We start from the raw sequence: 16425 nt of genomic DNA, 5'->3' as shown, positions 1-16425 counted from the left end.
GGAATGCCCTCGCGCCTCGATAGCACGAGAACCCGCGCCCCCCTGGTCCCGAACCCAGGGACTCCACGCGTCCGCCCTGCCCTACTCCCCGCGGCGCAGGCGCTCGATGTACTCCGCGGGCAGCCCCGCGCTCTGCGCGCCGCGCACCAGCGCGTCGATGAACCGCTGGCTGATGGGGCCCTCGGTGGACGCCCGGCGCGGCGACGTCACGAACGCCGTCGCCTGCAGCTCCTGGCCCTCCACCCGGACGCGCACGAGCCGCTCCACGCTCATGCTCGTCACCGCGCCCTCCTTGTGCTGGATGATCGGCCAGTCCTTCCCGCCAATCTCGAACAGCCGCCCGTACACGCTCTTCCCCGGCGCGTCCGTCAGCCCCGCCACCCGCCCTCCCCACCACCTCGAGGGGAAGTCGTACACCAGGTCCACGTCCAGCGCCTCGGCCAGCTTGCCCTCGGGCAGCTCGAAGAACTCGTAGCTGTGCTGCGCCCGCCACTCCTCGAAGGCCGCCCGGTCCAGGATCGTCGAATAGGCGAAGTACAGCTTCATGGCCGCCGTATCCGCCGTGCTCCGCGCCTTCATCACCTGATCGTAATGCGAGTCCATCCGTGCCTCCCTCGGCTCCCGGGCCGCCTCACTGCCGCGGCGAGTCCTCGCGCAGCGCGCCGAGGATGCCGCCCACGTCCAGGCGCGCCGTCTTGATGAACAGCCGTAGCGCTCTCTCCACGTGCTCGGCAAGCGTGGCCATCTTCTCCAGCCTCGCCAGGTGTTCACGGGGAACGTTCCCCGTCTCCACCGCCAGCCGGTGCGCCTCGGCCAGGTCCGCGCGGATGCGCTCGATGAACCCCGCCTCCCGCTCCTCAATCACGTGCGACACCATGCGGATGAGGTCCGTCTCCGCCGCGTAGCGCCAGGCGCTGTCCTGCGGCGAGCGCACGCGGCGGATGACTCCCCAGCGCTCCAGATCCCTCAACAGCATGGACACCCCGCCCTTGGACAGCTCCAGCTCGCGCTCGAGCTCCCCGGCGGTGAGGGGCTCCCCGCGCAGGTACAGCAGGGCCCAGACGCGGCCCTGGTTGCGCTTGAAGCCCCAGAATTCGATCACGTTGCCCACCGCGTCGATGGCGATGGCTTCCCAGGGAGCGAGATGACCGTTGCTGGAGCCCTCCCCCCGGGCCGCTTCGAGACCACTCGTCCACAGGTAGCCCTTCATGCGGCGCGGCTCCGCTCCTGGGCCTGGGCGGCCATGCCCAAGGACAGCTTGCGCGCCCAGTCCACCAGCTCGGCGCCCGGGCCCTGCTGCCCGTACGGCCCCAGCGCGTCCACGGCGGCGTCCAGCTCCCGGTTCATCCGCTCCATGGCCAGCTCGACCGCACCGGTGGCCTCGATGGCGTCGCCGATGGCGCGGGTGCGCTCGGGATTCACGGTGGTGAAGGCCCAGGCGTCCTTGAGCTTGGTCTTCAGCGTGCCGTCGCGCTCCACCGCCAGGAGGATGGGCAGCGAGGGCGTGCCCGAGAGCACGTCCGCGTAGCGCGGCTTGCCCGGATCCGTGCCGAGCACGTCGCGGATGTCATCGGCGATCTGGAAGGCCACGCCGAAGCGGCGGCCGAAGAGATCGAAGCGCCGGGCGGCCTCGGGCTGGTTGGCGAGCGTGGCGGCGGCGCTGCCGCACCAGCCGAAGAGCGAGCCCGTCTTGCCCTCGGCGATGAAGCGCAGGCGCTCCAGGGGCAGCTCCAGGTTGCCGCGGGCCTCCACCTCGGTGATGGCGGCGCGCGACATCTCCACCACCACGGCGAGGGCGGACTGGGTGAGGCGCGCATCCAGCAGCGACAGGCGGTGCAGCGCGGTGGAGAGGATGAGGTCTCCACTCATGACGGCGACGATGTTGCCCCAGCGGGCGTTCACCGTGGGCCGGGCGCGGCGGTACATGCCGGCGTCCACCACGTCGTCGTGCAGGAGGCTGGAGGAGTGGATCATCTCCGAGGCCACGGCCACGTCCACCAGCTTCTCGGGGGCCACGTTCACCGCGCCGCCGAACAGGCGCACCAGCATGGGGCGGGCGCGCTTGCCGCCGGTGCCGATGCACAGGTGGCGCGCGGCCTCCATCAGCGTGTCGCCCTTCACACCCGGGCCCGCATCCCCGTCCGCCAGCATGGTGCCCAGCCGCTGCTCCACGCTCCCCAGAAAATCCGCCAGCTCACGCGCGAGTTCCATGTACCCCTCTTCTCCCTCTGCGCCGTTCATATAGTTCAAGACCGCGTGAACTGCACCTGCTTCCTGCATGGACGGGCAGGCGCCGGGGCCTGGCAGGGGGGCGAGCGGGCACCAGGGGTCGGTTTGAGTGGGTGCGGTGCGTCATGAGAGAGACCCGGGAGCCCCCGCCCTCTCTCAAGGTCCGCGTGTCTCTCGCCGTCCTGCGCCGTCACGTCCTCCGCAGCTTCGCTGCCCTGGCCACCGCCGTCCCCCTCTTCCGGCCCGGTAACTCGCTGCCGGGCTCGGCCGCCCCGCTCCTGGGGGCGCCATCGGTAGGCACCACTCCCACATCCACCCCGGGTACCGAGGCCCGGAGCGCCCTGCGCGGCTCGCTGAGGGCCTCGGTGGCCGAGGGGATTGTGGCGGAGGTGTTCACCGCGTGCGCGGGGGCCACGGTGCTCACCGCGTGGGCGCTGGCGCTGAAGCTGGGGCCCTTGCTGGTGGGGGTGATGACGGCGCTGCCCTTCTTCGCCCAGTTCGTGCAGTTCCCGGCGGCGTGGCTGACGTCCACCTTCGGGCACCGGCGGGTGGCGCTGACGGCGGTGTGCCTGTCGCGCCAGGTGATGCTGCCGTTGTGCGTGCTGCCGTGGCTGCCGTTGGGGTTGCAGGGGCAGCAGCGGCTGCTGGTGGGGGTGGCGGCGGTGTCGGCGGTGCTGGGCGTCATCGGAAACAACGCCTGGGTGGCGTGGATGGGCGAGCTGGTGCCCGAGTCCATCCGGGGGCGCTTCTTCGGCCGGCGCACGGCGCTGTGCACGCTGGGAGGCACGGTGACGTCGCTGGTGGCCGGCGTGCTGATGGACAAGCTGCGCCCGCCCGAGGGCGTGGGCCTGGGCCTGCCGCTGCTGGCGGCGATGGCGTGCGGGGCGGGCGGGGTGACGACGCTGCTGATGGCGCGCCAGCATGATCCGGCGCCCGGCAAGGAGAAGGCGAAGCTGGACTTCCGCGTGGCGCTGCTGCCGCTGAAGGACGAGCGGGCGCGCCGGGTGCTGGTGTACCAGGTGGCGTGGAACGCGGCGGTGGGGATCTCCGCGCCCTTCTTCTCGTTCCACATGCTGAAGAACCTGAAGATGAGCTTCCTGACGATGGCGCTGTACCTGGCGGCGGTGGCCGGGATGCGCATGCTGGCCGCGCCGGTGTGGGGCCGGCTCATCGACAGGCGGGGGGCGCAGCCGGTGCTGCTGGCGTGCTCGCTGGGGATTGGCTTCGTCCCGGCCATCTGGCTCTTCCCGACGGCCACGTTCCTCTGGCCGCTGCTGGCGGACGTGGTGCTGGCGGGGGTGCTGTGGGGAGGCCATGGCCTGGCGGCCTTCGCGCTGCCGCTGTCGGTGGCACCGCGCCGGGGCCGGCCCTTCTACCTGGCGGCGTTCTCCACGGCGGGAGGCCTGGCCTACGCGGCGGCCTCGGCGCTGGGCGGGGGGCTGGCGAGCCTGCTGCCCACCGAGTTCGTCCTCGGGGGCCACCTGTGGGTGAACCTGCACGTGCTCTTCGTGCTGTCCTCGGTGGCGCGGCTGGCGGCGGCCTTCCTGGCCATGCGCATCGTCGAGCCGGACGCGAAGCCGGTGTGCTCGCTGGGGGCGCTGCTGTCGCTGGTGGGCTCGCGGCTCCAGGCGCGCGCGGCGCGGGTGCCCACGCCCGATCCGGTGCTCGCCGAGCCCCAATCCGCCCACGCGGAGTCCTGAGCGCGGAGGACGGACCCGGGGCCCTCGGGGACCCCGGGCGCCCGGGCCGCGTCAGTTGCGCGAGGGGAAGATGCCCTGGAGCGCGATGATGAAGTTCACGCACGTGTAGGGCGGCATGTTGTTGTGGGGCTGGTTGCCCCCCGCCGCGCCGATGACCGCGGGGTTCATCGTGCCGTCGATGGGAGCGCTCCGGTAGTTCAGCACCGTCGCCGTCGTGTCCGCCGCCAGGACCGTTCCCACGGGCGTCTCCACGTCACCGGCCTGGCTGCTGACATTGAGCGTGTGGTTGTGCGCCGGCATCTGGTTGCTGATCAGCGTCACGGTCTCCGAGCCGCCCTGCTCCCCCAGGGTGCGCGGCGACAGACCCGGGCCCTGGCCCGGCTGCATGGGGTAGCGGCCGCGCAGGTCCGGCAGTGCGAAGGTCGTCGTCCCGTTGCCACCGTAGGTGGTGCCCAGGATGGAGAAGAGGGCGGTGTTCTGCGCGATGGACAGGATCTGGCCCTGGCAGAACTGCCAGCCCCGAGGCGGGAAGTTGCCAGCGAACATCCGAATCTCTCCGATGAACGGATCCGACATGCGTGCTCCCTGCTGAGTGTTGAACCGACAACAAAGCATGTCCCGGGACGGAGGACCAGGACTCGCTGTCAAGCCCTGACGGAACGCGTTGTGAAGCCAATCACACCACCCCGGCCACGGACTGGCACATACTGCGCGCTTGCAACTGCAACAGGTTCTCGAAAGGACCGTGCCGATGACGATGCCGACCCTCCTGCGACTCCAACTGGGACCCTCCGGGTTCCGAGTCATGTCCCTCTGTGCCGCACTGGTCCTCTCGGCCTGCACGAACGAAGGCGGGCAGGGACCCCAGGGGCCCCAGGGACCGGAGGGACCCGCCGGGCAACCCGGAGCGGCGGGCGCGGGCACGCTGATGCGGACCTCGGCCGAGCCGGATGGGACCCAGTGCGCGCTGGGGGGCTCGAAGTTCGAGGTCGGTCTGGATGCCAACCGGAACGGAACCCTGGACGACTCCGAGGTCGACGCCGCGCAGACGCGCTACGTGTGCAACGGCGCCCAGGGACCCCAGGGCGAAGCGGGCCCCGCGGGTGGACCCATGGGCCCGGCAGGACCTGAAGGAAAGCGCGCGCTGGTGAAGACGTCGGCCGAGGCGCTCGGGGCCAACTGCGCCACCGGCGGTATCAAGCTCGAGGCCGGCGTGGACGCCAATGGCAACAGCACGTTGGACACGACCGAGGTGGACGCGGCCCTCACCCGCTACGTGTGCAATGGCGCTCAGGGTCCCCAGGGCATCCCGGGCGCGAAGGGTGACACCGGCGCCACGGGTGCCAAGGGCGACACCGGCGCCACGGGTGCGGCGGGAGCCCGGGCCCTGGTGAAGACGGCGGCCGAGGGGCTCGGGGCCAACTGCGCCACTGGCGGCATCAAGCTCGAGGCCGGCGTGGACGCCAATGGCAACAACACCTTGGACACGGCCGAGGTGGACGCGGCCCTCACCCGCTACGTGTGCAATGGCGCTCAGGGACCCCAGGGCATCCCGGGGGCCAAGGGCGACACTGGCGCCACGGGGGCCAAGGGTGACACCGGCGCCACGGGGGCCAAGGGCGACCCGGGTCCTCAGGGTCCCCAGGGCATCCCGGGCGCCACGGGAGCCAAGGGCGACACCGGCGCCACGGGTGCCAAGGGCGACCCGGGTCCGGCGGGCCCGGCCGGAACCATGGGTATCTACGGAGATGGCACGGCGGGCGCGTTGTCGGTGGCGTCCGGAAGCACCCTGGACCTCACCGCCTCCACCGGGTTCAACACGCTGGTGAGCCAGGGCAAGATCCACCTGCAGTTCACCACCATCGACATCGCCGGCACGCTCATCGTCCCGAGCGGGACGATGCTCCGCGCCACGGGGAACGTCACGGTGAGCGGCACCATCGATGTCACGACAGGCACCGAGGACAGTGGTGGCGGCGCGCCGCACCCCGGCATCTCCGTCGCTCCAGCGGGTGATCCGAACGGAGGAATCGGGCTGAACACCCTCCAGGCCCACCAGGTCCGCCGCCCCGTGGTCTTCGCGGGCGGCGCGGGCAGCCGCATCACCGCCACGTCGGGAGGCCAGGGTGGCGGCGCCCTGGTCATCGCCGCTGGAGGCAATGTCCTCGTCACGAGCACGGGCAACATCAACGCGAACGGCACGAACGGGGTGAATCCGCCCAGCAACACCAACACAGTGGGACCCGGAGGCGGAGCGGGAGGTGTCATCGTAATCGCCGCCAAGGGAACGCTCACCGTGAATGGCAACATCCGCGCCCGAGGTGGCAATGGCGGCAATGGAATCACTTCCGGTGGCCCTGGAGAGGGCGGTGGCGGTGGCGGCGGCGGCGGCATCATCCACCTGATCTCGATGACGACACCCAACGTGACCACAGGAGCCCTCCAAGTCCAGAACGGCACGGGTGGAACCTCCGCGGCGCCCACGTCCCCGAGCACCGCTGTCTCGGCCGGTGGCGGTGGCGGTGCATGCGGTGGCAATGGCGGCGATGGCAGCACCAGCACGGCGCAAGGCTCCGACGGAGCCATCGGCAAGACCTTCCAGACGGTGGTGAACGCCCCGGAGAACCTGCTGCTGTGAGTTGAACGGACGTCCCCCATTCCATCCGGGTGAAGCAAGCGGCCCGCGGGTGACACCACCCGCGGGCCGTGTCATCTGGGGCCCCACTCGAGCGCGAGATAGGGCTCCTGAGTCTCCTGCTCCGCCTCGGCCACGGGGGTGAATCCCAGCCGGGTGTAGAGCCGCAGGGCCGGGTTGTTCCGCAGGACGTGGAGCCTCAAGGGCTTGCCGGCTGCCAAGGCCTCCTCCTGGAGCGCGCGCAGCACCGAGGTGCCCAGGCCCGAGCCCCGGTACGCGGGCAGCAGCGTCACATCCACCAGACGCAGCTCGTGCTCGCCACGGACCACCCAGAGGCGGCCCACGGGACGGCCCTCGTGCTCGAGGATGCGGTGGCCCTCGGACGGGTAGCGCGCCTCGTAACCGCGCTTCTGCGCCAGCCACTGCATGCGCAGGAAGGGCTCCTGCTGCGCCGCGCTCCAGCCCCAGGCCGCCATCTCCTCGGCACGGGTGCTCGCGTAGAGCGCGAAGAGGAAGGGGTCGTCACTCTCGGCTACTGGACGGAGGGTCAGGCGGACGGGCTGGTTCACGGTGACCTCGAGGAGCGGGCACCAGAGACCTGGCTTGCCCGGGGACATCGGGCAGTTATACTCGTCCGATGTCCGCGCACGAGACCGTGCGCACTCCCGTGGTGACCGAGCCCATGATGCCCTCCACCTGCCCAGCTGCGATGAAGTCCGGTACGCGCTGGGCCGTGGTGCGTCGGGTGCTGCTCGCCCACGGCCGGGCCACCGCCTGGCTCCAGTCCCGCGCCGCCCGCCACCCGCTCTAAGCCCCGGCGCGCGGCGTCCCGCCCGCTCCGCCGGCCACCCGGACACGCTCGCGCGTCGTCACGGGTCCGCACGCTGACGCGGGTTGCCCCTCGCCTGACCTCCGCCCACTTCACACCCGGCCGCAACTCGGCCATTGCCCCATGAGGAACATGGAATGACCCACGAGCGACGCATCATCGTCACGGAGACCGACCTGGAGCGCCTTCAGCGCGTCATCGAGCAATACAGTGGTGGGCGTAACGCCACACTGGCCGAGATGTTGGACCTGGAGTTGGCCCGGGCCGAGGTGACGAGCTCCCAGAAAGTCCCTCCGGACGTGGTGACGATGAACAGCACCGTCGTCTTCGAGGACGAGGAGACGGGCGCGCGCCGGGAGGTGACGCTCTGCTACCCGTGGGATGCACGCAGCGACGAAGGCCGCGTCTCCGTGCTCGCGCCTGTCGGGAGCGCCCTCATCGGGCTGTCCGTGGGCCAGTCCATCGACTGGCCCATGCCGGGCGGGCGGACCCGGACGCTCCGCATCGTCGCCGTGCCGTACCAGCCGGAGGCGGCGGGGCACTTCCACCTCTAGCGCAGGCCGTTGCGAATCAACTCCCGGACCGTGGCCTCCGAGCAGTCCGGGAGTGCGTGGCGATACGCCCGGACGGCCTCCCAGAGCTCCGGAACGGGGCCCGAGCGCGCGATGGCCTGGCGCTCGGCCTCGTCCGGGATGTCCTCGGTCGCGCGCTCGGCCGTCCACTGGGAGGCTTCCAGGGCCATCAGGATGGCACGCCCGGAAGCCGCGGCCTGCTCGCGCTCGGAGGCGGCGCCCCAGGACGAGGCCTCGTCGTCATAGAACTCCGCGTTGCCGATCAGGTCGCGCAGGGCCGCGGTGCACGAGGCGAGCCCGGCGTCTCCAGGAGGCGCGCCTCGCGCCAGCCACGCGCGAAGCGCCGACAGGGCCTCCTCGGGCTGGGTCGAGGAGGCGAAGTGCCTCTGCCAACCTTCATCCCTGGGAGCGCCCTGGCGCCAGCGGTCCACACAGGCCCCGGCGATGGCGAGCCCGGCGCGAACGAGGACGCCCTTCCCCCACCGCGACAGCCCCCAGATCCAATCCGAGAGCGGGCGCACCCCGGGTGCTTCATCGAGATACGCCTGGAGTTCGTCACTCTCACCGGTGGCCATGCGGAAACCCTACCTCCCCCGCGAGCCCCCGAAGCCACTGTATCAATCCTGAAAACTCGTGTAAGTCCAGTCTTCTCTTACTTCCCAGAGGGAGGCGGACGACATGGGTTTCAACAAGACGCGGGGACTCTTCATCGCGACGTGGCTGACCGGGGCCGGGCTGGCGGGGTGCGGTCCCGCGCTGGAGCAGGAGGAGCCCGGGGACGAGACCCCGGGAGCGCAATCGCAGCCCCTCACGGAGGGAGCGCCGCTGACGGCCCATGACGCGAGCTGCCTCAAGCTGCAGGACCAGAACACGTGGAGCACCTACGCCTCGTACATGACGGGCGTGGGCCCGGCGCTGGGGCTGCCGGCGATCCTCCAGGACCTGAACCGCGCGGGCCCGGTGCTCACCTCGACCAACCACCCGCCGGCGGTGGGCTACAAGGGCGGCTTCCGCTGGAACGACGGCGACATGTCCACCACGGACTGGGTGCCGCAGGGACTGACGGCGGGCGTGTCCGGCAGCACCAACGTGGCCATCGTCTCCTGGCACTACACGCTCACCAGCCCGGACAAGGGCGTGCGCATCTCCGTGGCGGACATCTCGGACATGTCGCTGAGCGCGGTGAACTACCGGCACCTCCTGCTGGTGCGGCCCACCAGCTCCGGCAACTTCACCACCATCCCCGAGCACGGCGGTGGCCTGGCCTGGTACGGCAACTACCTCTACATGGCGGACACCTCGGATGGCATGCGCGTGTTCGACCTCACGCAGATCCGCGAGGTGAGCACCAGCACCACGTGTGACACGGCGATCGGCAAGGTGGGCACCGAGTGGTGCGCCTACGGCTACAAGTACGTGCTGCCGCAGGTGAGCGCGTACGTGGTGCCCTCGACCATCGTCAGCCCCTGCCGGCCCAAGTTCTCCTTCCTGGGCAAGGACACGCGCGGCACCACGGACGTGCTGCTCTCGGGCGAGTACTGCAACAACACCGGCACGGGCTGCCCCTATGACGGCTCCACGCCGGGGCTCGGCGGGCGGCTCTACCGCTGGCCGGTGGACTCCACCACGTACCGCCTCCAGACGGTGAGCGGCCTGGTGGCCCCCGAGCGCGCCTGGATCATGAACGAGCCCAACGTGCAGGGCGTGGCCCCCATCATGACCACGACGGCGACCACGTCGTACTGGCTGAGCTCGACGCGCTACAGCGGCGCCCTCTTCAAGGTGTCCACGGGCGCCTCGCGCACGGCGTACCTGTCCGGCAATGGCGACTGGGCCCGGATGCCCGAGGGCATGCACGCCACGGGCAGCGGCACCAACCTGTGGACGGTCACCGAGGGCTACAACGGCAGCACCAGCCCGGCCAGCGGCGGCCGGGTGGTCTTCTTCGCGGACCAGGCCTCGCTGGACTGAGCCGCCCGGACCGGACTGTCCACCTCCATGGCTCAGGAGGTGGGCAGATCGATCTTGAAGCCCGAGCGCTCCAGCATCTGCTTGAACTCCCCCTTGGCGATGGCCTTGATGTAGGCGTCGTTGGGCTCGCAGAGCTTCTTCTTCACCAGATCCAGCAGGGCATCGTTGAGCGTCTGCATGCCGATGCCGCGCGAGGTCTGCATGATGGAGGGAATCTGGAACGTCTTGCCCTCGCGGATGAGGTTGGCCACGGAGCTGGTGCACAGGAGCACTTCCTGCGCGGGCACGCGGCCTCCGCCGATCTTCTTCACCAGCATCTGCGAGATGACGCCCTTGAGGGACTCGGAGAGCATCATGCGGATCTGCTCCTGCCGGTCCGCGGGGAACTGGTCGATGATGCGGTCCACCGTCGAGGGCGCCGTGTTGGTGTGCAGCGTTCCGAAGACGAGGTGGCCCGTTTCGGCCGTTTCGATGGCGATGGCGATCGTCTCGAGGTCTCGCATTTCGCCGACGAGCACGATGTCCGGGTCCTCACGGAGCGCGGCGCGCAGGGCGTTCTTGAAGCCGTGCGTGTGGACGTGCACCTCGCGCTGGTTGACCAGGCACTTCTTGTTCGGGTGCACGAACTCGATCGGGTCCTCGATCGTGATGATGTGATCCTCGCGATTGCGATTGATGTAGTCGATCATCGCGGCGAGGGTCGTGGACTTACCGGAGCCCGTGGGGCCGGTGACGAGCACCAGACCCTTGCTGAGGTAGCACAGGTCGAGGATGTGCTTGGAGAGCCCCATGTCCTCGGCGGACATGATCTTCGTGGGGATCTGCCGCATCACGGAGCCGATGCCCTTGCGGTCCTCGAAGACGTTGACGCGGAAGCGGGCGCGCTCGGTCTCGTGGGCGAAGTCCGTGTCGCGCGTCTCCTCCCACTGCTTCTTGTTCTTCTCCGGAGCGATGGTCCAGAGCATCGCCTTGAGGCGATCGTTCGTGAGGGGCCGGTAGTCTTCCTGCGCCACCATGTCGCCATCGATGCGCAGCATGGGCACCACCTGGCTGGACAGGTGGAGGTCGGAGGCCTTCTTGTCGAGCATCCGGTCCAACAGCGCGCGCAGGGCCTGGGCCGCATCCGAGTCCGGCCCGTCGTTGACCGGAATCACCTGGATGGAGGACTTCGCCTCGGCGGCGGGAGCGGGCGTGGGGGCCTTGGCGGCGGCCGGAGCGGCGGTGGGGACGGCGCGAGGACCCGCGGCCGGAGCGGTGGGCGCACGCGCCGGGGCGGCACCGGGGCCGGCCGTGAAGGCACCCCCAGCGCCGCGGGCGGCCAGGTCCATCATGTCCGCCGGAGAGGCCAGCTCCAGCTTGTCCTCCTCGGAGGCGGGCGGCAGATCCAGACCACCCTGGGACGGAGCCGGGAGCGGCACCGCGACGACGTTCGCGGCCGGCGCCGCCTTCTGGGGCACCAGCGCCACCTTCAGGTGGCCCGCGACGTTCTGCACCTTGACCTGCACCGCGCCCGCGGGAGCGGCATAGGAGAAGGTGGAGACCCCCTCGGTGGGGAAGCTGCCCCGCATGTCGGCGGGGAGGATCTCCGAGAGCGCGCCGATGATCTGCTGCGAGTTGAGACCCGCCTTGACCATGGGGACGTTGCCCGCGGCGGTCCGCAGATTGATGCCGCTGCCGGTCTCCAACATGATGGCGACACCGGCTTCCTTGTAGAGCTTCTCGATGAAGGCGTCGAACCGAGCCATGGCTTTTCAGGCTTCTCAGCGGCGAAGGGTTTCCACGTAGGCGACGTGGCGCTTGTTGACCAGGGCGACCTGCTCCCCCTCCAACACGGGGAAGAACGCGGGCGCGCTGTTGTTGAGGTAGTCGGTGAGGCGGGAGTGGGCCTCGGGCAGCACGTAGGTGATGAGCCCGCGCAGCTTCTGGCCGTCCATCATCGTCACCTCCACCTCGTGCTCGGTGGGGATGGTGAACTGATCGACGACGTTGGGCTCGAGCTCGGCGGCCACGCGCGCCAGGGCGAGGTTCTCGCAGTGCACGAACGTCATGGCGTCCGTGTCCGCGTCGACCGCGGGGATGAACAGGGAGCCACTGCCGTTGAGCAGGTCCGACAGGCGCTCACCGCCGGTGTGTCCGGGAGCGGCTTCGGCGAGGAACACGGCCACGTTGCGCGAGGCACCACCCGGCAGGACGAACTGGGCCGCTACGCGTCGCTTCGGTACGGAGAGGGATTCCAGCATGGGGGGGCAGTATCAGTCAGTCTGAGGTGCGTTGTTTAGCACACTCGGCGAGTCTCCCAGGAATCCGGACCGGGGGTGAAGGCCGTTTCTACAGCCCTCTACAGGCCGGAGCCACCAGGAGGGCAGCCGAGCGGATGGTGGATTGGGAGCCGGGACCCGACGCCTCGGAGGACCCGCGGATGAATCCCGGTGACATGGCCGTGGCCTGGGTGACCTCGCTCCGAGCAGCGCTCCGCGCGCCTCTTCCGCGCCCTGCGCGCGTTCACGCTGACCACCCTCGACGCGAGGTGAGGCGCCGGGAGGAGCGGCACTGGAGATCTCAGTAGCAGCGGACACGCCTCCTTGGCATCTTGCGCGCCATGAAGACGTTCCGCTCCATCAACCCTGAGCTCCTCCCCAAGCACTTCGAAGCCGAGGCCATCGAGAAGAAGCTCGATGCCCGGTGGGAGTCGGAGGGCACCTACCGTTTCGATCCCTCGCGCACCCGCGAGGAGACGTTCGTCGTGGACACCCCGCCCCCCACGGTGTCCGGCTCGCTGCACGTGGGCCACATCTTCAGCTACACGCACACGGACGTCATCGCCCGGCAGCAGCGGATGCTCGGCAAGAACATCTTCTACCCCATGGGCTGGGACGACAACGGCCTGCCCACCGAGCGCCGCGTCCAGAACTACTTCAACGTCCGCGCCGACGTCCGCACCCCGCATGAGCCCGGCCTCCGCCTGGAGCCGGCCACCGCCGAGTCCTCCAAGCAGCCGCCGCGCACCGTCTCGCGCCCCAACTTCATCGAGCTGTGCCACCAGGTGACCCAGCAGGACGAGCAGGTCTTCAAGGGCCTGTTCCGGCGCATCGGCCTGTCGGTGGACTGGGCCGAGGAGTACGCCACCATCGACGATGACAGCCGCAAGCTGGCGCAGCTGTCCTTCCTCGACCTGTACGAGAAGGGCCATGCCTACTCGGTGAAGGCCCCCACCATGTGGGACGTGGACTTCCAGACGGCCGTGGCCCAGGCCGAGGTGGAGGACCGGCCCCAGGCGGGCGCGTTCCATGACATCGAGTTCGGCGTGGAGGGCTCGGACGCGCGCTTCACCATCGCCACCACGCGCCCGGAGCTGCTGGCCGCCTGCGTGGGCGTCACCGCGCACCCGGACGACGAGCGCTACAAGGGCCTCTTCGGCAAGCGCGCCATCACTCCCCTCTTCCGCGTCCCCGTCCCCATCTTCCCCAGCGAGCTGGCCGACCCCACCAAGGGCACCGGCATCCTCATGGTGTGTACCTTCGGTGACGCCACGGACGTGCTCTGGTGGCGCCAGCAGAAGCTCCCGCTGCGGCAGATCATCGGCCGCAACGGGCGGCTGATGGCCGTCACCTTCGGGGACTCGGGCTGGGAGAGCCTGGACGCCCCGGCCGCGCAGGGCTTCTACGCGGGCCTGCTGGGCAAGACGGTGAAGCAGGCGCGCACGGCCATGGTGGAGCTGCTGCGGCGCGAGGACGGCGCGGCGAAGCCCGGCATGGGCGTCCCGCTCCAGGGCGAGCCCAAGCCCATCCAGCGCGAGGTGAAGTTCTTCGAGAAGGGAGACCAGCCGCTCGAGTTCATCTCCACGCGCCAGTGGTTCGTGCGGTTGATGGACAAGAAGGATCAGCTGCTGCGCTTCGGTGATCGGGTGAAGTGGCACCCCGAGCACATGGGCTCGCGCTACCGCAACTGGACGGAGAACCTGCAGCTGGACTGGTGCATCAGCCGCCAGCGCTACTTCGGCGTGCAGTTCCCCGTGTGGTACCCGCTGGACGCGGACGGCAACCCCCTCCACGACGAGCCCATCGTCGCCACGCGCGAGCAGATTCCGGTGGACCCCACGGTGGACGTGCCCACGGGCTACGAGGCCTCGCAGCGGGACCAGCCCAACGGCTTCACCGCCGAATCGGACGTGTTCGACACCTGGTTCACCAGCTCGCTGACGCCGCAGATCGCCTCGGGCTGGGAGCTGGATCCGGAGCGCCACGGCAAGCTGTTCCCCGCGGACATCCGCCCGCAGAGCCACGAGATCATCCGGACGTGGGCCTTCTACACCATCGCCAAGGCGATGCTGCACGAGAACTCCATCCCCTGGAAGCACGTGCTCATCTCCGGGTGGATCCTCGATCCGGACCGCAAGAAGATGTCCAAGAGCAAGGGCAACGTCATCACGCCCATGCACCTGCTGGAGAACTACGGCGCGGACGCGGTGCGCTACTGGTCGGCCTCGGCGCGGCTGGGCACGGACACGGCCTTCGACGAGAAGGTGTTCAAGGTGGGCAAGCGGCTGGTGACGAAGCTCTTCAACGCCGGCAAGTACGTGCTGAGCCAGACGGCGCAGGAGCACCCCATCACCCACGAGCTGGACCGCGCCTTCGTGGCGAAGCTCGCGGAGGTGGTGGAGACCGCGACGGCGTCCTACAAGGAGTTCGAGTTCGCTCCGGCCCTGGCCAACACGGAGAGCTTCTTCTGGGCGAGCTTCACGGACACGTACCTGGAGCTGGTGAAGGCGCGTGCGCGCGGAGAGGGCTCCGGTGGCGAGGAGGCACGCGGCTCGGCGGTGGCGGCGCTGCGGCTGGGGCTCAACGTGCTGCTGCGGCTGTTCGCCCCCGTGCTGCCCTACATCACCGAGGAGGTGTGGAGCTGGGCCTTCGCCGAGGAGACGGGCCGCAAGAGCATCCACCGCGCCCGCTGGCCCGACGCGCGCACCTTCGCGGGCATCGAGAAGCCGGCCAACCCCGCCTCCTTCGCCATCGCCGAGGCCGCGCAGCAGGCCATCAACAAGCGCAAGAGCGAGTCCGGCGCGGGCGTGGGCCGGGGTGTCACCCGCATGAAGCTGGCGGCGAACGCGGCCACCCTCGCCGGCTTCGGGCCCGTGCGCGAGGACGTGCTGTCCGCCACCCGCAGCCAGGGCGTGGAGCTGGTGGAGAAGGCGGATCTCGCCGACGGCACGTTCGAGATCCAGGACTTCGAGCTGGCCCCCGCCGCCGAGAAGGAGAAGGCCCCCGAGGCCTCCGAGGGCTGAGCGGAAGCCTCGAGCGGAAGCCCTGAAGTGAAACGGGCCCGGCGAATCCCATGAGGATCGCCGGGCCCGTCGTTCATCGGGTGCTGCTCGCCGCTATTACAGACGCGCGGTCAGCGACAGCATGAGGCGGCGCGGGAGCACCGGCCGGGCCAGGAAGATGTCCGGCACGGCGCCCAGCGACTCGTCCACGCGCGGGTTGCCCTCGGTGAGGCCGATGCTGTTGAGCGCGTTGAAGAGCTGCAGGTCCAGGGTGACGTTCTCGTACGTGTAGCCCGCGCGGACGTTGAACTGGCCGAAGCCGGGCAGGTCCACCGTGTTGGCGTTGTTCGAGAACCGGTGGCCCACGTAGCTCCAGTTGATGCCGAGGCTGGCGTTCCCGAACATGAAGGTGCCCGTCAGATCGCCAATCACCTGGGGGATGCGGCGGATGCGGTTGCCGGTGAAGTCATTCGCACCCTCGTTGAACTCCGTGTAGCGCGGGTCCTGCAGCGTCAGCATGCCCTGTCCGCGGAACCATTTGACCGGCTGCACCGCGCCCTCCAGCTCCAGGCCCAGCGTGCGCGCCTTGCCCGCGTACACGGTGACGAAGCGCGTGTCCCCCGTCACCGGATCCACCCGGGCGTCCTGGCTGGGGAAGTTCTCGATCTGCATCCAGTAGGCCACGGCCGCCAGGGCGTACCAGCTGCCACCCAGCTTGAGGCCCGCCTCGTTCTGCCACAGCAACTCCGGCGTCCGCGGGAACGCCGGGTCGGCCGGATCCGTGGCGGTGAGGTACTGGTCGAGCAGCGGCATCTTCGTGCCCCTCGCCGAGACGGTGACACCCCACAGCGGCTCTCCATAGGCCGCGGTGACCCGTCCCTGCACCGACCCGCCCTGGGCCGCGGGCGCCGGTGCGGGTGCCGGAGCGGGCGTCTGTGCCGGCATTGCCTGCTGCTGCGCCCATGCCGCCTGTCCGGACACCAGCGTGAGAGCGATTGTCGTGCACAGGACATTCGCTCGCGGCTTCATCGTACCTTGCTTGCTGCGCACTACCGGGGGAACGCCTTAGAACCGGCTCGACTTCATCAATGCATTGCCTCCTGTACAGAGGAGCGGGCGTCCCCCCAATGTCACCGAGGTGAGCATCATCGCGCGCGAGGGGAATCGCCCCTTCGAGGTCATACGGACGCTGCGGCTGTCCCCCGGATGATGCCGCGACAACTCGCCAC

15 protein-coding genes are annotated in these 16425 nt (G+C 69.8%); 6 read left to right on the top strand and 9 right to left on the bottom strand.

The annotated features are described in order from the left end of the window. Positions 1–81: 81 nt before the first annotated feature. The 3 genes from AC16DP_RS10510 to AC16DP_RS10500 are packed head-to-tail and all read right to left on the bottom strand — an operon-like array spanning position 82 to position 2211. A complete protein-coding gene (locus AC16DP_RS10510; RefSeq protein ID WP_329728097.1) occupies positions 82–603 on the bottom strand; it encodes a gamma-glutamylcyclotransferase in 522 nt (173 codons plus the stop codon). Positions 604–631: 28 nt separating this feature from the next. Continuing rightward, the gene (locus AC16DP_RS10505) at positions 632–1210 is read right to left on the bottom strand and encodes a GbsR/MarR family transcriptional regulator (RefSeq protein WP_043410265.1); all 579 of its coding nucleotides are present in this window, start codon (positions 1208–1210) and stop codon (positions 632–634) included. Next, on the bottom strand, positions 1207–2211 hold the full coding sequence (locus AC16DP_RS10500; RefSeq protein WP_329728098.1) for a polyprenyl synthetase family protein: 1005 nt from the start codon (positions 2209–2211) through the stop codon (positions 1207–1209). The genes AC16DP_RS10505 and AC16DP_RS10500 overlap by 4 nt, the downstream gene beginning before the upstream one ends. Before the next feature lie 143 nt (positions 2212–2354). Here AC16DP_RS10500 and AC16DP_RS10495 point away from each other — a divergent pair, with 143 nt between their 5' ends. Continuing rightward, positions 2355–3929: an MFS transporter gene (locus AC16DP_RS10495; RefSeq protein ID WP_329728099.1), complete on the top strand. Its 1575-nt coding sequence runs from the start codon at positions 2355–2357 to the stop codon at positions 3927–3929. 51 nt (positions 3930–3980) lie between these two features. Here AC16DP_RS10495 and AC16DP_RS10490 read toward each other — a convergent pair whose 3' ends face one another. After that, positions 3981–4505, bottom strand: a complete 525-nt coding sequence (locus tag AC16DP_RS10490) for a phage tail protein (protein ID WP_329728100.1) — start codon at positions 4503–4505, stop codon at positions 3981–3983. 229 nt (positions 4506–4734) lie between these two features. Here AC16DP_RS10490 and AC16DP_RS10485 point away from each other — a divergent pair, with 229 nt between their 5' ends. Continuing rightward, positions 4735–6567, top strand: a complete 1833-nt coding sequence (locus AC16DP_RS10485; RefSeq protein ID WP_329728101.1) for a DUF7151 family protein — start codon at positions 4735–4737, stop codon at positions 6565–6567. A 71-nt stretch (positions 6568–6638) separates the two neighbouring features. On the opposite strand, the gene AC16DP_RS10480 is transcribed toward AC16DP_RS10485, so the two are convergent. Then, positions 6639–7133 (bottom strand): GNAT family N-acetyltransferase, encoded by a 495-nt coding sequence (locus AC16DP_RS10480; RefSeq protein ID WP_329728102.1) that lies wholly within the window; start codon positions 7131–7133, stop codon positions 6639–6641. A gap of 68 nt (positions 7134–7201) precedes the next feature. Between AC16DP_RS10480 and AC16DP_RS10475 the strand changes: the two genes are divergently transcribed. Then, entirely contained in the window at positions 7202–7375 is a 174-nt protein-coding gene (locus tag AC16DP_RS10475; protein ID WP_329728103.1) for a hypothetical protein, read from the top strand. Positions 7376–7530: 155 nt separating this feature from the next. Then, the gene (rnk, locus tag AC16DP_RS10470; RefSeq protein ID WP_329728104.1) at positions 7531–7947 is read left to right on the top strand and encodes a nucleoside diphosphate kinase regulator; all 417 of its coding nucleotides are present in this window, start codon (positions 7531–7533) and stop codon (positions 7945–7947) included. Here the strand turns inward: rnk and AC16DP_RS10465 are convergent. After that, positions 7944–8540 carry a hypothetical protein gene (locus tag AC16DP_RS10465; protein ID WP_329728105.1) on the bottom strand — a complete coding sequence of 199 codons (597 nt, stop codon included), beginning with the start codon at positions 8538–8540 and terminating at the stop codon, positions 7944–7946. The genes rnk and AC16DP_RS10465 overlap by 4 nt on opposite strands. 103 nt (positions 8541–8643) lie before the next feature. Between AC16DP_RS10465 and AC16DP_RS10460 the strand changes: the two genes are divergently transcribed. Beyond that, complete coding sequence (locus AC16DP_RS10460; RefSeq protein WP_329728106.1) at positions 8644–9936, top strand: hypothetical protein; 1293 nt, start codon at positions 8644–8646, stop codon at positions 9934–9936. A gap of 32 nt (positions 9937–9968) precedes the next feature. On the opposite strand, the gene AC16DP_RS10455 is transcribed toward AC16DP_RS10460, so the two are convergent. Both AC16DP_RS10455 and AC16DP_RS10450 read right to left on the bottom strand, forming a co-directional pair. Continuing rightward, on the bottom strand, positions 9969–11681 hold the full coding sequence (locus tag AC16DP_RS10455; protein WP_329728107.1) for a type IV pilus twitching motility protein PilT: 1713 nt from the start codon (positions 11679–11681) through the stop codon (positions 9969–9971). Positions 11682–11696: 15 nt separating this feature from the next. Then, positions 11697–12176 carry a hypothetical protein gene (locus AC16DP_RS10450; RefSeq protein WP_329728108.1) on the bottom strand — a complete coding sequence of 160 codons (480 nt, stop codon included), beginning with the start codon at positions 12174–12176 and terminating at the stop codon, positions 11697–11699. A gap of 359 nt (positions 12177–12535) precedes the next feature. On the opposite strand from AC16DP_RS10450, the gene valS reads away from it, so the two are divergent. Next, entirely contained in the window at positions 12536–15217 is a 2682-nt protein-coding gene (gene valS, locus AC16DP_RS10445; protein ID WP_329728109.1) for a valine--tRNA ligase, read from the top strand. A gap of 96 nt (positions 15218–15313) precedes the next feature. Here the strand turns inward: valS and AC16DP_RS10440 are convergent, their stop codons facing one another. Then, positions 15314–16141, bottom strand: a complete 828-nt coding sequence (locus AC16DP_RS10440; RefSeq protein WP_329728110.1) for a TonB-dependent receptor — start codon at positions 16139–16141, stop codon at positions 15314–15316. Positions 16142–16425: the final 284 nt, after the last annotated feature.

It is taken from the genome of Archangium sp. (assembly GCF_057119385.1).
The sequence above is the reverse complement of the archived record's forward strand: the minus strand, read 5'-3'. Positions and strand labels throughout refer to the sequence as shown.

Coding starts and splice junctions, on each gene's coding strand:
- AC16DP_RS10510 (WP_329728097.1), bottom strand. CDS start 603: ATGGACTCGCATTACGATCAGGTGATGAAGGCGCGGAGCACGGCGGAT.
- AC16DP_RS10505 (WP_043410265.1), bottom strand. CDS start 1,210: ATGAAGGGCTACCTGTGGACGAGTGGTCTCGAAGCGGCCCGGGGGGAG.
- AC16DP_RS10500 (WP_329728098.1), bottom strand. CDS start 2,211: ATGGAACTCGCGCGTGAGCTGGCGGATTTTCTGGGGAGCGTGGAGCAG.
- AC16DP_RS10495 (WP_329728099.1), top strand. CDS start 2,355: ATGAGAGAGACCCGGGAGCCCCCGCCCTCTCTCAAGGTCCGCGTGTCT.
- AC16DP_RS10490 (WP_329728100.1), bottom strand. CDS start 4,505: ATGTCGGATCCGTTCATCGGAGAGATTCGGATGTTCGCTGGCAACTTC.
- AC16DP_RS10485 (WP_329728101.1), top strand. CDS start 4,735: ATGTCCCTCTGTGCCGCACTGGTCCTCTCGGCCTGCACGAACGAAGGC.
- AC16DP_RS10475 (WP_329728103.1), top strand. CDS start 7,202: ATGTCCGCGCACGAGACCGTGCGCACTCCCGTGGTGACCGAGCCCATG.
- rnk (WP_329728104.1), top strand. CDS start 7,531: ATGACCCACGAGCGACGCATCATCGTCACGGAGACCGACCTGGAGCGC.
- AC16DP_RS10465 (WP_329728105.1), bottom strand. CDS start 8,540: ATGGCCACCGGTGAGAGTGACGAACTCCAGGCGTATCTCGATGAAGCA.
- AC16DP_RS10460 (WP_329728106.1), top strand. CDS start 8,644: ATGGGTTTCAACAAGACGCGGGGACTCTTCATCGCGACGTGGCTGACC.
- AC16DP_RS10455 (WP_329728107.1), bottom strand. CDS start 11,681: ATGGCTCGGTTCGACGCCTTCATCGAGAAGCTCTACAAGGAAGCCGGT.
- AC16DP_RS10450 (WP_329728108.1), bottom strand. CDS start 12,176: ATGCTGGAATCCCTCTCCGTACCGAAGCGACGCGTAGCGGCCCAGTTC.
- valS (WP_329728109.1), top strand. CDS start 12,536: ATGAAGACGTTCCGCTCCATCAACCCTGAGCTCCTCCCCAAGCACTTC.
- AC16DP_RS10440 (WP_329728110.1), bottom strand. CDS start 16,141: ATGCCGGCACAGACGCCCGCTCCGGCACCCGCACCGGCGCCCGCGGCC.